We start from the raw sequence: 14718 nt of genomic DNA, 5'->3' as shown, positions 1-14718 counted from the left end.
TAAACTCTCCTCATCTTCGTTTCTCCAGCAGATAATAAAATAAATTGTTGTTTTTATTATCTCTTCGTAGATCAGTTGCTTCCCATCCTTCATCAAAATAAGAAGTAAATACACTCCGGCACCGGTTCCTCCACTCTTTCGCAATGGACATGCTCTCCCTTTTCATCTGCTGAAAGTTTCCTGGTACAGGGACTAACACCAGATTGTCATGAACCTTGGCTTGAACCTGATTTGGAAACAAAAATCCGTTTCTTATTGATACTTGAAACGCACAATTTATCGTTTCAATCGAATCAATTCTACTTACTCTTTTCTCATTTTGAATGGACCAGCTCACCAAAAACCGATCTGAAGCCAGGCCATCATTCAATCCATCAGCTAATTCTCCATACGCATCATTAAGATATGTAGAACAAACCGCTCCAAGCTTATGAAGATTCAAATAACCATTTACGGTTTCCAGCGGATCATACGTCCAGGTAATCAATTCATAGTTCTTTCGCAGCGCCATTTCTTTTTGAGCCAGCTTCAGCTTTCTGCCAACTCCCATTTTCCGAAATTCTTTTTTTATCCCAAGTGTATGAGAGCATAGATAAGGAATATTGCCGTCAAACCCTGGAAAACTGTACTGAAAGCCAACTAATTCATCATGAATAAAAGCTCCTAAGACAAAGCCTCCATTTTTTACAGCCGTCGAAGTTTGGTGAATCGGTACAGACTCATCTCTTCCCCAAATAGCTGCTTCAAGTTTCCGGACTTGCTCTAATTGATGCGGCGTTTCCATGAGTTGTATTAAAATATTCATCCGGCACTCTCCTCTCCCAATGCCTGTTTATCTGCAAGCAGCATCAGCTTTGATAAAATTTTAGCACCATAGAGTAGTGCATCAGGTTGAAAACTCATATCAGGATGGTGCAGGCCCGGTTTTAAGTCGCAGCCAAGCCCGATCATGGTTGCTGCCAGGCCCGGATTATCAAGAGTGTAATAATGAAAATCCTCTGCCCCTGGGGAAACACAGTCAGGAACGACGTTATCCTCTCCCAGTACATGTGCGATTGCCTTTGATGCAGTATCGACAGCTGATGCATTAAAGACTGCGGCAGGTGAATATCCTTCTATCTCGAAAGAAATGTCTGACTCCGTCAGTTCAGCTATGTTCAAAATGATTGATTTTGCTTTTGTCAGCAATCGCTGCATTATGTCATTCGTCTCCGCCCGAAGATCAAAATTGAACCTGGCTGTCTCTGGTATAATATTTGATGATTCCCCACTCTGTATGGAAGTAATTTTTAGTGAATAACGGCCTTTTTCTTTCAGCCTAATGCTCTGTAATGCTTGAATTAATAATGAGGCTGCTTCAATCGGATTGTTCCCTTCTTCCGGACGCGAGGCGTGCGCCTGCAATCCCCTGATCGTTCCTCTTAATGCTGCAGTAGAACCGTGTGAGATGACAGGGGAGGCTTTTTGGAATGGTACTTCAAAGGCGGGCCTCAGGTGAATACCGGCTAAAAAAGATACATTTTCCAATACACCTTCTTTCTTCATGCAGCTTGCGCCTTCTGCTTTTTCTTCGGCAGGCTGAAAAATGAACCGGACGGTATGATCGAGCTTTACCCGGTTCTGAATAAGCGCCAGTGCGGTATATAACACCATCGTACTGTGGGCGTCGTGCCCGCAGGAATGATTTGCAATTATCTTTCCATTTTTCTCCTGCAAAAGCGCATCCATGTCAGCACGAAGTGCAATAACTTTTTGGCTCTTACCGGGAAGATCTGTAGTAAGTCCGTAATGACCGGCATACGTACGAACGTGATAGCCTGCTGCTGAAAGCTTCTTTTTAATATAGTCTGACGTATATTTTTCCTGCCAGCTTGGTTCCGCCAATGCATGCAATTCGGTGTACGTGTTAAGCAGGCTATCTTTATGAAGATTTAAATAATATAATGGATCACACATCAAGCACGACCTCCAAAATCGAATCGATTAAAAAATGATATGAGCAATGCCAACTACGATGGGAAGAGTAATGAATGTACGCAAAAGAAATATAAAAATCAGATCCAGCAAGCGTACGGGCAGCTTCGAACCAAGCAGCAGTCCGCCCATTTCTGACATATAAATTAACTGAGTGACAGAAACACATGCGATAATAAACTTCGTCATTTCACTTTCAATTCCGCTTCCAATGACTGCCGGTAAGAACATATCTGCAAAGCCGACAACCATTGTTTGAGCTGCTTCTGAAGCCTCCGGCACCTGCATCAATGCAAGAATTGGTTCAAATGGCATTCCAATTATCGTAAAAGTGGCAGTGTATTCTGCAATTATGAGAGCCACCGTCCCAATTGCCATCACTATAGGAATTACACCAAACCACATATCGAGGACGTTGTGAAGGCTTTGCTTCATAACGGCGGAGAACCTTTCATTCGTTTTAGCTTTTTTGACAGCTTGAAAAATTCCCCATTTGACTGTAGAAATGTTGGCAGGGATAGGTTTTTCGGTTTTAAGCTCTGTTTCTTCAAAGCCGCTCTCTGCTTTCTTCGACAGTGGAGGAATACGCGGCATGATAATAGCTGCTGCCAATCCGGCGACAATAATAGTAAAATAATAATGAAGAAAATAATGCTCCATTTCTAAATAGGAAATAACAACAATTGTAAACGTTATCGATACCACTGAAAAAGTCGTTGCAACCACAGCTGCTTCTCTTTTCGTATAGTACCCCTGCTCATACTGCTTGGTCGTTAATAAAACCCCGATCGTTCCGTCTCCGACCCAGGAAGCAAGACAATCAAGAGAGGACCTCCCCGGCAGAGTAAACACCGGACGCATTAATTTTATTAAAAGAGTTCCAAAAAACTCCAGAAGGCCAAAATTTAATAGCAGTGGCAAAAACAAGCCTGCCAGCAAAAAGGTAGTAAACAGTATCGGTATTAATTCGAACAAGAGCAGCCCGCCCGTATTTTCTGAAAAAATCATCTCAGGACCAAGCTGAAACAAGGCCATTATTGCGAAAAACATCCCGAGAATCCTGGCGGCAAGCCAAAACCTGCTGACATTAAGAAGATTGGATAGAAAAGGACTTTCTAGTACAAATGCCGGTTTAAGAAGCATTGCAGCCAAGGAAGCAAGTACAGAAATAATAATAGTTCCGACAGCAAAATAAGGGATGGCTGTGGCCAGCCAGGCGTTCAGCTGGTTTGCTAAGAATGCAACGGGAATCGTTATTCCTTCTTCTAATGTTACAGGGACCATAAATAATAATATTCCTAATAATGATGGGAGTACGAATTTTGCATAATCACTCTTACTATATGCTTCCATAACCTCTGTTTCCTTCGATTTAGGCAGACTGTTCATTCCATTACCCCTTTCCCACTAAATGTTATTCAAGAAAAAGATTTTGAGCGGCATACAACTGTTCCAGCTTCTGTTGGCGGCTGCTAACAGCCTCTTGATCCAATGATTGAATACCGGCAATCAACATTTCCGTCAGGCAGATGACTGAAGCGATGGAGTGATGGCCCGCATTCATCTGCTCCTCAGTCGTCAGCGTAATTTCTGCGGTATGTCCCAGCGGAGATAGATGCCTGTTCGTTAATGCAATGATAGGCGCCTGCTGCTCTTTCACTGCATCCGCCAGGAGGATTGCTTCTTTTCGGTAGCGTGGAAATGAAAAAATGACGGCGGCTGAATTTTTACCAAGCTCACAAATATCTTCTAGTAAAAATCCAGTTTCACTGGAAGAAGAAACATTCGGACGCATTTGCTTTAATGCGTAATACAGCCAATAGCTGGCTGAAAAGGAGCTGCCAAACCCTCCTATGAAAATTCGATCCGCTTTTATTAATTTTTTTGCTGCATTCCATAGCTCTCCTGAGTGTAATTGTCCTGGAAGTTGATTTAAAATGGATTTCTCCTTCTCGAAAACGTGTTGAATTTTGTTTTGCGTATTGTCCTGTCTTGACGTATCAGAATTAGATGTGGGCTTCTTTTCAGCCAGCCAATTTTTCCGGATGCTTTCCTGCATCTGTGAATATCCTCGAAAACCTAAAGCATATGAGAGCCTGATAACAGTCGTTTCGCTCACACCAGTCTTTTTACCAATCTGGAACGCTGTCAAAAGCGCCGCTTCATCAAGATGGTGAATAAAAAACTCTGCTACTTTCTTTTGACCGTGGGACAATGATCCATAATGCTTTTTAATCGTCTCCCGCACGTTATTATTCATACCGTCTCCTCTGATGAAGTTTTTCCTTCTAAATATAAACTTTAATGCATGATATCCTTCTTAGTCAACCTTTATTTAAAAAGAAATCTGAATTTTAAGTTCTTTTAATGAATTACTATCCTTGCCTCCTGCTCCAAAAAAAGAAAGCCTCAGCTTATCTTGTAAATGTCCTATACAAAAAACCCGGCTTCCACCAGGTTTTAGTCTTGCTATTCAGATAAAATCATTGTCGGAGAGAGTTGCTTTGGATTCATTTTCATCTCTATTATCACCGGCCGTTCCGTTTCCTGCAGAGCTTTTTGAAAAGCTTTTCGAAATTCTACAGCCGACTCTGCTCTCACTCCCACGGCTCCCATTGCGTCTGCAATTTTCGAGAAATTCACCTCCCCGAAACGCGTTCCGATTACCCGATCCGGATAAATCTTTTCCTGATGCATTCGGATGGTGCCGTAGGTGGCATTATTAAATACCAACGCAATAACTGCTACCTTACAGCGGACGGCTGTTTCGATTTCCTGCATCGTCATCATAAAGCCTCCGTCCCCTGAAAAACTTACTACTGGTTTTTTTGGAAGTGCAAGCTTTGCACCTATCGCTGCGGGAAATCCGTATCCCATCGCCCCGGACGTCGGCCCAGCAAAAGATTTTTCCGCCGTAAAAGTGTGAAAATTATGAAGCCATGCCGCGAAATTTCCTGCATCGTTGGTAACAAAGCAATCCTTTGGCTTTAATTCATTAAAAATCGACATGATTTCCTTGTAGCCGATAGAAACTTTTTCTTCCCTGACATCTTCAAGACGACTACTTTTTTCAAAAGCTTCTCTCCGCTCAGTTTTCCAGGATATCCAACGCTTCACATCTACCTCCCTGCATTCCTCTATTAAGGCATCACAGGCATTCTTTGCATCGGCTGCAATCCCGAGTACCGGCGGAAAAACTTTTCCAATACTATTTGTATCAATATCAATATGTATGAGGGTATGATCAGATGTAATAATGGTATAATCCTGTGTGGTGACCTCAGACAATCTAGAACCGATAGCCAAAATAACGTCTGCCTTTTTCACCGTTTCCACTTGCTGGCTTGGACTTCCCAGCCCTAAGTGACCACAATAAAGCTCATGATTGTTTGGAAAAACATCCTGCCTCCGAAAGGATGAAACAACGGGTATCCCGGTTTGCTCTGCCAGCTTTTTTAGGGAGGATTCCGCATTCGCTGCCTTTATTCCGCCGCCGGCAATAATTACCGGACGCTCTGCACTGTTTATATGGCGGAAGACATCTATTCCTTGTTCTTTAGTTAACGTCGGTTTTGGCGCTGCAGAAGGCGGGGCAAAAGTCATTTCCGCCACCTGCGGAAGAACATCTTCCGGAAGAGATACCACCACCGGCCCGGGACGCCCGGATACAGCTGTTCTAAATGCTCTTTGAATCAGTTCCGGGGTGCGTTCCGACTGAAGAAGTTCTACACCCCACTTTGTCATTTCACTGAGAAACCTGTCCAGCTCCATTTCTTGAAAGCCTTCTCTTCCTTTAAAATTTGACTGGACCTGCCCAAGAAATACGACCATTGGGGTAGAATCCTGAAAAGCAGTATGAATACCGATGGAAAGGTTAGAGGCACCTACTCCTCTTGTTGCAAGCACGACAGCAGTTTCATTTGTTGCCTTTGCATACCCTTCGGCCATAAACGCAGCACCACCTTCATGACGGTTCGAAATAACGTCGATGTCACTGTCATAAAGAACATCCAATAACGGAAGATAACTTTCTCCTGGTACACAGAATACTTTTTTCACCTGTTCACGTACCATACACTCAACGATTGCTTCCGCACAGCTCATTTCTGGCATATTAACTTCCTCCCTCAGCAATAAAATGACTGATTCTTGCCGCGGCTTCTAGTAATCTATTTTCATCAACGGATAAAGAGATCCTAAAATAATTCTCTCCGGCCGAACCAAATGCAGCACCAGGAGAAACAATTACTCCTTCTTTCTTCAGCAAATTTTCGGCAAATTCTTTAGAATGTCTCTGACCCGGTACTTTACACCATAAGAAAATGCTCCCCTTTGGCTTGTGCAGTTCAATTCCTCCTTTGCGAAGCTCTTTGTACATCGTCTCCATCCGATTTTCAAAAATGTGGTTTTGTTTTTTTACACATGCCTGATCCCCCGTTAATGCAAAGGCAGCTGCTTTTTGCACCGGCAGAAACTGACTTGTGTCCAGGTTGCTTTTCATCACAGCAAGACTTTCCAATGCTTTTTCCGATCCTGCCGCATAACCGATCCGCCACCCTGTCATACAGTAGGCTTTTGAAAGTGATCCAAACTCTACCAATCTTCCGCGCTCGCCCTTCGCTTGCAGAAGACTCGGGGCATCATAGGCCCCAAACGTGACCCGGTTATATGCAGCATCATGAATAAGCAGTAAATTATACTTTTCTGCAAAATCCGCAGCTGTTTGAAAAAACGAAGGTTCCACGGAGGCTGCAGTCGGATTACCTGGATAATTCAACACGAGTGCCTTGGCTTCTTCAGCCTTCTGTTTTTCAATATCATCAAAATCTACAATAAATAAATTTTCTTCCTTTAATGGATATGAAATTGGTTCGATACCTGCTAATACGGCTGCTGCCTGATAGGCAGGGTAGCCGGGGTCCGGCAGTAAAATAGAATCACCTGGATTTAACACAGAAGGAAAAAAATGGCCGATCCCTTCCTTCGATCCAATTAATGCTAAAATTTCTTTAGACGGATCCAGTTCTACAGAAAATTCCCTCTGGTAGTATGCCGCCACAGCTTCCCGAAATTCATCACAGCCTCCATACGAAGAATATTTAAAGTTTAAAGGGTCTTTCATTTCTTCAATCAGCTTATCTACAATATGTGGAGCTGTAGGCAGATCAGGGGCACCGATACCTAGATCAATCACATCTGCACCCATTTTTAAGAGCTCGGCTTTCTGCTTGTTAATGTGGGAAAATAAATACGGCGGCACAGCGGCAACACGTTTTGATTTCCATTCCATGACTTACTCCTTTCTTTTTAAGAAGAAGCCTCCATTTTTGCCTGTCATCCATGCAGCTAAAGAAAATAGCTGGTATGTATGGAAAAGGAGCCTGAGCCAATTCCCAGGCTCCTACAAACCATTTTATTCGTTCTCTTTATTTGGCGTGTCCGGGGTAATTTCTTCTGAGAAGGCAGTTTCTGCAGCAGGCATGTTGCGCTGAAGCCCGGAGAGCATGTTCTGCATCTGCTGGCTGTTTTGGGTGCGCCCCTGTGATAGACCAAACCAGGCAGCGCCGGCTCCAACTCCTAATAAAGACAAGAACATTCCCATTCTTCCACGGTTACCTCTTCTCTTTGCACCAAAGAAATTCCTTCTTCGCCCCATCTTAAAGAACGGATTATTTTGACGAAAAAATTTATTCATTTCTTCTCCTCTTTTCTTTAAAGTATGGGAAAGCATACCACAATATTATGATTTCCAAATGCTCATTTCTTTATCATAGAAAGTATACGGCTTTTATTACCAGCATTATTTACTTCCTCAATAGTCATACTAAAAAGAATCAAAGGAGTGAGTTACGATTGTGCTGCTTTGACGTCTCGATCTGGTTTTGGAGCGGGGGATGCCTTCAACCATTCAGCCATGGATTGTATATCTTTGTAAAAGGGACGATCACAATCGATAAATGGAACCGCTCTTCTGGCTTTCTCTAAATATGCTCTTGTGCGCGGTGCCATCTTGTCTTTTCCGCGGTATTCTGCTGCCTGTATTGCACAGATTGTTTCAATTGCCACAACATTTCTCACATTCTCAATAATTTGGGCGGCATGCCTGGCAGCGATCGTTCCCATGCTTACATGATCCTCTTGATTTGCGGAGGATGGGATCGAATCCACACTTGCCGGATGCGCCAGCGTTTTATTCTCAGAAACGAGCGAAGCTGCAGCGTATTGCATTATCATCGCCCCTGACTGCAGACCTGGTTCTGGACTTAAAAAAGGAGGCAGATCATTCAACTGGGGATTGACAAGTCTTTCAATTCTCCGTTCGGAAATGCTTGCGAGCTCGGCCATGGCAATTCCCAAAAAATCCATTGCCAGCGCAATAGGCTGGCCGTGGAAATTCCCTCCTGAAATAATTTTTTGTCCGCCGTTAAAAATGAGAGGATTATCGGTAGCTGCATTCATTTCAATCACAAGCTTTTCTTTGACATAGTTCAATGCCTGCCAGGTGGCTCCGTGAACCTGAGGAATGCAGCGAAGAGAATAAGCATCCTGGACACGGAGCTCACCCTGCGAGGTTACGAGTTTGCTTTTTTCTAGATATGTTCTTATTCTTTCTGCAGTAGCCGTCTGTTCCGGATAGCCGCGTGCTGTGTGAATATCTTCATCAAATGCATCCCCAATTCCGCGTAATCCCTCCAGTGTGATGGCGGCCGTCATTTCCGATTGATACGCAAGTGTTTCAGCCTCCAGGTATGCTGTTATCCCGGCTGCGGTCATTGCCTGCGTTCCGTTAATCATCGCCAGTCCTTCTTTGGCAGTGAGTATCAGCGGTTCTATTCCTTCTCCTTGCAGTGCCTTTCCGGCAGGTAAAAGGTCACCCTGATAGAAGACCATCCCTTCCCCTAGTAGAGCAAGTGTTAAATGAGATAGTGGGGCCAAATCTCCACTTGCTCCAAGTGACCCCTTTTCTGGTATGACAGGATGTATTTGTTTATTTAAAAATTCAATTAATTTTTCAATTAAGAATGGACGCACACCCGAGTATCCTTTCAAAAGGGCATTTGCGCGAAGCAGCAGCATAGCCCGGGACACGGTTTCATGAAACGGGGCGCCAATGCCGCATGCATGAGAATAAATAAGGTTTTTTTGCAGAGCCTGCACATCGTGTTTTTGAATTAATACATCACTAAATTTTCCAAACCCGGTATTAATACCGTAAACAATCGAACCATTTTCGACGATATTCTCTACCGCTTTTCGGCTTTCTTGTACTTTTGCTATCGCCTCTTGATCTGCGCTTACCGGCTCCTTACAGAATATTACATCTTTCACTTCGTCCATGGTAAGTGAGTTTCCTGTAAGAATTACCATTTTCATCCCCCCGTTCTTAATTCCTTTTCCTCTCATTAAAAAAACTGTACCAAAGAAACCTGCAAAGGTTCCGTTGATACAGCCTCCTATTTTCTGCTAATAACTATAGGCCGCTTATTTAAATATGATTTACTCCTAAACCGATCGTTTCGTGCTCGGCACCTTTTACTGGTGCTCCAATCGTGCCATACAGGGAAACTGCGATCCATTCTCCTTCATGATCGTTTATATACGGTGTGCCTCTAACCACAGCGAACCGCAATCCGACCGTTCGAAGCATGGATCCCAGCTGCATCTGCCCGCGCGTAACTCCATGAAGCGCTTCAACGATAGCATGATATAAGGCATGACCTTCCCGGTACAATCCCGTTTTAATTATTTCATGCTTTTTTGAAGCAGTCTCAATGGCGGCTACCACCTTTTGGGCTTCCATAGAACCAACTTTTCCCGTACAGCATTTCCACTGTAATTTTTTAATTTGCTCTAATTCCGTGACTGGAGTATCACTGAGCACTAACAGAACAGCACTTCTCCCTATACGCGAGTCTTTACTCAATGACATCCTACACACTCTTTTCCGCTGACAAGCCTGTAATTCTTTTTACGTGTACCTGCTTAATTATATTGTAAGCGCTTTCTTAAGATACTGTCAATTCCTTACTAATATACGTTCTTCTTATGGAATTATAACGAATTTCCTTTTTATGTAGCCGGTTAAGAAAGAAAGCATGGTGTGTACCGCCGTTTTTAAGGTGATATCTCTAAGTTCCTTTTTCGGATCAAGGCATACGATATCAAGCGCTTTAATTTTTGAATGAGCACGGGAGCTGCCACAGCATTCAGCAACTCTTCTGTGTACATTCCTCCTGTGATCTCTGTCGTTTCCAAGATCTATGGTCCGAAGTTCTGCTTTTACATTCCTTGATCAGCAGTAAGACTCCTTTTTCGCAATAAAAAAAAGAGAGTAGCCGCTGCTCTCTTTTTCATTACTTTTTCTTTTTAAGTTTTGAATTAGAAAGAATAAAGGTTGAATCATCTCCAAATACACCGTGTAGTGTGTTTTCTTTCAAATCCTTGCCGATCAGCTTTGATTTTTCTCCAAACACACTGTCTGCAATCGTATAAGGTATATTCTTTATTCGTGAATTTTTTAAGACAATACTGTTTCGAATGCTGCATTTTTTTCAAAACAACATCGGAATCAATCGATACGTAAGGACCAATCACCGCGTCTTTTATTTTACAACTTTCTCCAATAATAACAGGTGGGATAATAACTGTCCGAGGAAATGAAAGTGGAGAAGAACTCTCTGAGACATACTTATTTTGAAGAAGCCATTGATTTGCTTCGAGCCATCGCTCCATCGTCCCCACATCAAAGGTTGGTTCTTTTGCTTCTAAATAATTTATACTGAAACCGTTATCAATCATCCATTGAATCGCATCTGTAATCTCATACTCTCCTCGTGCTGAAGGCTTTATTGCTTTTATTGCACAGAAAATGTTGAAATCAAAAAGATAAGCCCCGATAACGGCCATATTTGATTTAGGGTGAGCAGGCTTTTCTTCCAATCCAACAATTTTCTGGTGTTTTATTTCTGCAATACCATAATCACTTGGTTCCTTAACTTTCGTCACCATCACAGTTCCATGAATTTCCTCACTCTCGAACGCCTTTTTAAATGAATGAAGCTGGTCACCAATAAGGTTATCCCCGAGCAATAACAAAAAATCATCAGTTCCGATAAACTCTTCCGCCTGCCCAACAGCATGAGCAATACCTTTCGGGTTGGTTTGATAAATATAACTCAGTTGTATATCCTCACTCTTCAGGTCTACCAGATATTCTTGAAAAACTTCCTGCTGATCAGGATGAATAACAATACCAATGTCGTATATTCCCAGACTGCGCAGCTTCTCAATGCTGTAACTGATTACGGGCTGATTCATTACAGGCAGCAGCGGCTTTGGTTTGGTATAAGAGAGCGGTCTCAACCGTGTGCCTCTTCCAGCTGCAAGTATGAGTCCTTTCATAGTTGAGCTCCTTTCTTTTTCGCTTCCCATATATACATAAACCGAACTATATAAGATAGCTGTTCTTACAAATACAATATTGATTGAATTCTTCTTCCGTAACGGCGGATACTAGGCCAACTTGCCTCCAAGGGAAAAGTATTTTTTTCCTTCAGTTACTGATTTTTCAGCTGGTGCTGCCTGCCCGGCAAAATCAGAATGCTGCTGCATGCCTTCATTTACCGGCACGTCAATATCCTATTTTTTCCCGCCTATTTTATTAATTTGTAAGGAAAGAATCCATACCGGGTCATTCATGGAAGAATAAGATATTGATAAAACGGAGGTGAAATAATGTCTGAACAACTCATACAGCCGTGGAATCATGAAGAAAACCCAAATGATTTTTATGTTCCAGATTATATTGAAAATATGGCATTCCAGGTAATGGAGCATTATGACTTAACCCCCACGGACTTAACGGTGATGGCAACAAAAGCTGACCTGGGTGGAGCGATCTGGAGAATGGAAACGGATAAAGGCACCTTCAGTTTAAAAATTCTTCACCGACGGCCGACAAAAAGCAAATTCAGCCTTGGAGCCCAGGAGTATCTCGTAATGGAAAAGCAAATGAGGGTCCCCGCGATCATTAAAACTATAACCGGCGAAAACTATATCGAAATGGGAGGCAAGCTCTGGTTTGTAGCTGAATGGGTGCAATCGCTATATCAGGTGGAACAGGACATTGATGGAACAAGAAAACTGTGTACAGCGCTCGGAGAATTTCATAAGCTTTCGAAAGGTTATGTACCTCCGCCTGAGGCTGAAATGTCCTCTCGTCTTCACAGGTGGCCGCGGACGTACGCAAGAATGGAAAAAAAATTCAGATGGTTCCACGAGGTTGCAGAAGCCTACCCTGAAATGCCTGTCAGCTCTACCGTTCTTTCAGTAGTGGATATGTTTAAAGAGCAGGTGTCAGAGGCACGTAAACGGCTTGCTCACTCGTCCTATGACGAGATTGTCGCACGCGGAATTTCCGATACCGGGCTGGTCCACCAGGATTACGGATGGTCAAATGCGCAGATGGGTGAAAATGGAATGTGGATCATTGACTTAGATGGAGTAGCTTTTGATATCACTATCCGGGATTTACGAAAATTAATCAATGACCGCATGCACTCTCTCGGCGTCTGGGACATTCAATGGATACGGGAAATGATCGAGGCATATGAACAATCCAATCCTATCTCCGATGAGGTATACGAGATTCTTCTCATCGATTTAGCACTTCCGAATCTTTTTTACAAAAATGTCAAAGAAATCCTCTACTCGCCGACAATTACTATGACCGAAGAATTAGATCAAGAACTGAAAAGTATTATTGCTTTGGAAGATAGTAAATGGAATGTGTTAGAAGAACTCGCTAAGGATAGGAAAGGAGGAAACCAGGAGACATGAACGTCTTAATCATCTGCACTGAAAAATTACCGGTGCCCGCCATACGAGGCGGGGCAATACAGACTTATATTGACGGAGCACTACCTGAATTAAAGCAGAAGCATAATATTACGGTGCTCGGCAGAAGTGACGAATTACTCCCTTCCGAAGAATTGAAGGGCAGCATCCGTTATGTGCGGGTGGATGGAGGAATTCTAGAAATTTACAGAGAGAATGTTATGCAATTTCTTTCTGCCGATCCAACTTCATATGATCTTATTCATATATTCAACCGGCCGCGGCTCGTCAATACAATCCGTGCGGTTGCCCCAGACTCAAAAATCATTCTGAGTATGCACAACGATATGTTTAAAGCTGAAAAGATTGATCGGGACGAAGGGGCACTCGCTGTACGAAACGTCAATAAAATTATCACTATCAGCAACTATATCGGCCATACGATCAAGGAATTATTTCCAGAAGCTGCGCCTAAACTGAAAACAATCTATTCCGGAGTTGATTTAGAGCGCTTTGTTCCTTCTTATTCAAGAGAAGCAAGAGAAATAAGAAGCCGCATCCGCAATGAACATGGACTCGGCTCCAAAAAGGTCATATTATATGCCGGAAGGCTTTCTCCAAATAAAGGAATTGATGTCCTCATACGAGCTATCCCTGAGCTAATAAAACAGCATTCCGATATTGCCTTAGTAATTATGGGAAGTAAATGGTTCAGTGAGGAAGGAATCACCGATTATATTGCGTATGTCCGTGCCCTCGCAGAACGTCTTCCAATACAAGTTATTCAAACAGGATTTGTTCCATCCGATAAAATTCAGGAATGGTTTGCAGCTTCCGATATTTTTGTCTGCACATCACAATGGCAGGAACCGCTGGCCCGGGTCCATTATGAGGCAATGGCTGCTGCCATTCCGATCATTACGACCGACCGGGGCGGCAACAAAGAAGTGATGGAGCCGTATAAGAACGGAATCGTCGTCACAAATCCAGAAGATACTGGAGAATTCGCGACACACCTGGCCTATCTCCTTTCCAATCCTAAAGCAGCGCAGGAAATGGGACGTTACGGCCGCACGCTTGCGGAAAAACATTACACGTGGGACAGGGTCGTTAACGATATATTGACGGTCTGGGATGAAGTGGAACACATGTCAGCCGAAGACTTGATTCCAATAGAAGAGAATTTGCTGTCTGAGACAAGTGAGACGAATTCAGCGGCACCGCCTTTGACTACAGAACCTGCTAAAGCTCATCCTGTGACTGAGTCAGATGAAACTGTTAAGGCTTCTATTCCTGACGCAGCAGAACCAGTGGTTATGGTAAACCCTGAAATGGAAATTCTCGACGAAGTCCCGGCCCAAGAAAGTCCAAGTTTTGAAAGCCTGATTGAGATGATAGAAGAAGAATTCGAATATGATGATGAGGTTGTGAAAAATATGAGTTACAGTGAAGAATATAAGAAAAAAGTAGAAGAGAGAAACAAATTAGAAAATGAAAGAATAAAAGTAAGAGAAGAACGCAGAAAAGTAAAGGAACTAAGATTAAAAATGGAAGCTGCTTCCAACAGCGAAGAAAGATACAGATTATTAGCCCAGCGTGAGCAGGAAGAAGCAAATAAATTAAAAGAACGAAGAAAAATAGAACAGATCAGACGCTTAATTGAAAAAAGAAAGCAGATGAAATTAGAGAGAAAAACATTAGAAGAGGAAAGAAAAAAATTAGAAGAAGAGAGAAAAGCATTAGAAGAAAGTAAATAACATCTTTTTATCACCTATTAACCGGGTGAAATGCGTCTAATTTGCACCCCTTAGAAAATGAGGCCTTGTATTGGCCTCCTTTCCATAGTATAAGCAGCATAATCAAATGAAACGTAAAACAACTCTGAAAAGCGTCCGATTATCAAAAAGT

At 42.7% G+C, this 14718-nt stretch carries 12 protein-coding genes; 2 read left to right on the top strand and 10 right to left on the bottom strand.

The genetic code is table 11. From position 1 onward, the window contains the following. Positions 1 to 10: 10 nt before the first annotated feature. The 10 genes from ACE4RR_RS11475 to ACE4RR_RS11430 all read right to left on the bottom strand — a co-directional run bounded on the left by ACE4RR_RS11475 (position 11) and on the right by ACE4RR_RS11430 (position 11376). The gene (locus tag ACE4RR_RS11475; RefSeq protein ID WP_375535561.1) at positions 11 to 805 is read right to left on the bottom strand and encodes a GNAT family N-acetyltransferase; all 795 of its coding nucleotides are present in this window, start codon (positions 803 to 805) and stop codon (positions 11 to 13) included. Further along, entirely contained in the window at positions 802 to 1956 is a 1155-nt protein-coding gene (locus ACE4RR_RS11470; RefSeq protein ID WP_375535560.1) for an amidohydrolase, read from the bottom strand. The genes ACE4RR_RS11475 and ACE4RR_RS11470 overlap by 4 nt, the downstream gene beginning before the upstream one ends. Positions 1957 to 1983: 27 nt before the next feature. Next, positions 1984 to 3363: a YjiH family protein gene (locus ACE4RR_RS11465; RefSeq protein WP_375535559.1), complete on the bottom strand. Its 1380-nt coding sequence runs from the start codon at positions 3361 to 3363 to the stop codon at positions 1984 to 1986. A 25-nt stretch (positions 3364 to 3388) separates the two neighbouring features. Beyond that, positions 3389 to 4234, bottom strand: a complete 846-nt coding sequence (locus ACE4RR_RS11460; protein ID WP_375535558.1) for a MurR/RpiR family transcriptional regulator — start codon at positions 4232 to 4234, stop codon at positions 3389 to 3391. Positions 4235 to 4443: 209 nt separating this feature from the next. After that, complete coding sequence (locus ACE4RR_RS11455; protein WP_375535557.1) at positions 4444 to 6087, bottom strand: thiamine pyrophosphate-dependent enzyme; 1644 nt, start codon at positions 6085 to 6087, stop codon at positions 4444 to 4446. Between the two features lies 1 nt (position 6088). After that, positions 6089 to 7264, bottom strand: a complete 1176-nt coding sequence (locus tag ACE4RR_RS11450) for an aminotransferase class I/II-fold pyridoxal phosphate-dependent enzyme (protein ID WP_375535556.1) — start codon at positions 7262 to 7264, stop codon at positions 6089 to 6091. 123 nt (positions 7265 to 7387) lie between these two features. Further along, a complete protein-coding gene (locus ACE4RR_RS11445) occupies positions 7388 to 7669 on the bottom strand; it encodes a hypothetical protein (RefSeq protein WP_375535555.1) in 282 nt (93 codons plus the stop codon). Between the two features lie 152 nt (positions 7670 to 7821). Then, positions 7822 to 9342, bottom strand: a complete 1521-nt coding sequence (gene hutH, locus ACE4RR_RS11440; RefSeq protein WP_375535554.1) for a histidine ammonia-lyase — start codon at positions 9340 to 9342, stop codon at positions 7822 to 7824. A gap of 118 nt (positions 9343 to 9460) precedes the next feature. Further along, entirely contained in the window at positions 9461 to 9904 is a 444-nt protein-coding gene (gene hutP, locus ACE4RR_RS11435; RefSeq protein ID WP_375535553.1) for a histidine utilization transcription antiterminator HutP, read from the bottom strand. Between the two features lie 470 nt (positions 9905 to 10374). Continuing rightward, the gene (locus ACE4RR_RS11430; RefSeq protein ID WP_375535552.1) at positions 10375 to 11376 is read right to left on the bottom strand and encodes a sugar phosphate nucleotidyltransferase; all 1002 of its coding nucleotides are present in this window, start codon (positions 11374 to 11376) and stop codon (positions 10375 to 10377) included. A 333-nt stretch (positions 11377 to 11709) separates the two neighbouring features. Between ACE4RR_RS11430 and ACE4RR_RS11425 the strand changes: the two genes are divergently transcribed. Continuing rightward, complete coding sequence (locus ACE4RR_RS11425; protein ID WP_375535551.1) at positions 11710 to 12813, top strand: CotS family spore coat protein; 1104 nt, start codon at positions 11710 to 11712, stop codon at positions 12811 to 12813. Beyond that, entirely contained in the window at positions 12810 to 14567 is a 1758-nt protein-coding gene (locus ACE4RR_RS11420) for a glycosyltransferase family 4 protein (protein ID WP_375535550.1), read from the top strand. Before ACE4RR_RS11425 ends, ACE4RR_RS11420 begins: the two co-directional genes overlap by 4 nt. The last annotated feature ends 151 nt before the right edge of the window (positions 14568 to 14718 follow it).

Origin of the sequence: Alteribacillus sp. HJP-4 (assembly GCF_042139015.1) — a bacterium.
In the GTDB taxonomy this organism is placed as follows: Bacteria; Bacillota; Bacilli; order Bacillales; family Marinococcaceae; genus JBHIKY01.
Note: the sequence above shows the minus strand (reverse complement) of the source record. Positions and strands in the feature narration are given on the sequence as shown.

Excerpts from the sequence above, each read along its gene's own strand:
- ACE4RR_RS11475 (WP_375535561.1), bottom strand. The coding sequence starts at position 805 with ATGAATATTTTAATACAACTCATGGAAACGCCGCATCAATTAGAGCAA.
- ACE4RR_RS11470 (WP_375535560.1), bottom strand. The coding sequence starts at position 1,956 with ATGTGTGATCCATTATATTATTTAAATCTTCATAAAGATAGCCTGCTT.
- ACE4RR_RS11465 (WP_375535559.1), bottom strand. The coding sequence starts at position 3,363 with ATGAACAGTCTGCCTAAATCGAAGGAAACAGAGGTTATGGAAGCATAT.
- ACE4RR_RS11460 (WP_375535558.1), bottom strand. The coding sequence starts at position 4,234 with ATGAATAATAACGTGCGGGAGACGATTAAAAAGCATTATGGATCATTG.
- ACE4RR_RS11455 (WP_375535557.1), bottom strand. The coding sequence starts at position 6,087 with ATGCCAGAAATGAGCTGTGCGGAAGCAATCGTTGAGTGTATGGTACGT.
- ACE4RR_RS11450 (WP_375535556.1), bottom strand. The coding sequence starts at position 7,264 with ATGGAATGGAAATCAAAACGTGTTGCCGCTGTGCCGCCGTATTTATTT.
- ACE4RR_RS11445 (WP_375535555.1), bottom strand. The coding sequence starts at position 7,669 with ATGAATAAATTTTTTCGTCAAAATAATCCGTTCTTTAAGATGGGGCGA.
- hutH (WP_375535554.1), bottom strand. The coding sequence starts at position 9,342 with ATGGTAATTCTTACAGGAAACTCACTTACCATGGACGAAGTGAAAGAT.
- hutP (WP_375535553.1), bottom strand. The coding sequence starts at position 9,904 with ATGTCATTGAGTAAAGACTCGCGTATAGGGAGAAGTGCTGTTCTGTTA.
- ACE4RR_RS11430 (WP_375535552.1), bottom strand. The coding sequence starts at position 11,376 with ATGAAAGGACTCATACTTGCAGCTGGAAGAGGCACACGGTTGAGACCG.
- ACE4RR_RS11425 (WP_375535551.1), top strand. The coding sequence starts at position 11,710 with ATGTCTGAACAACTCATACAGCCGTGGAATCATGAAGAAAACCCAAAT.
- ACE4RR_RS11420 (WP_375535550.1), top strand. The coding sequence starts at position 12,810 with ATGAACGTCTTAATCATCTGCACTGAAAAATTACCGGTGCCCGCCATA.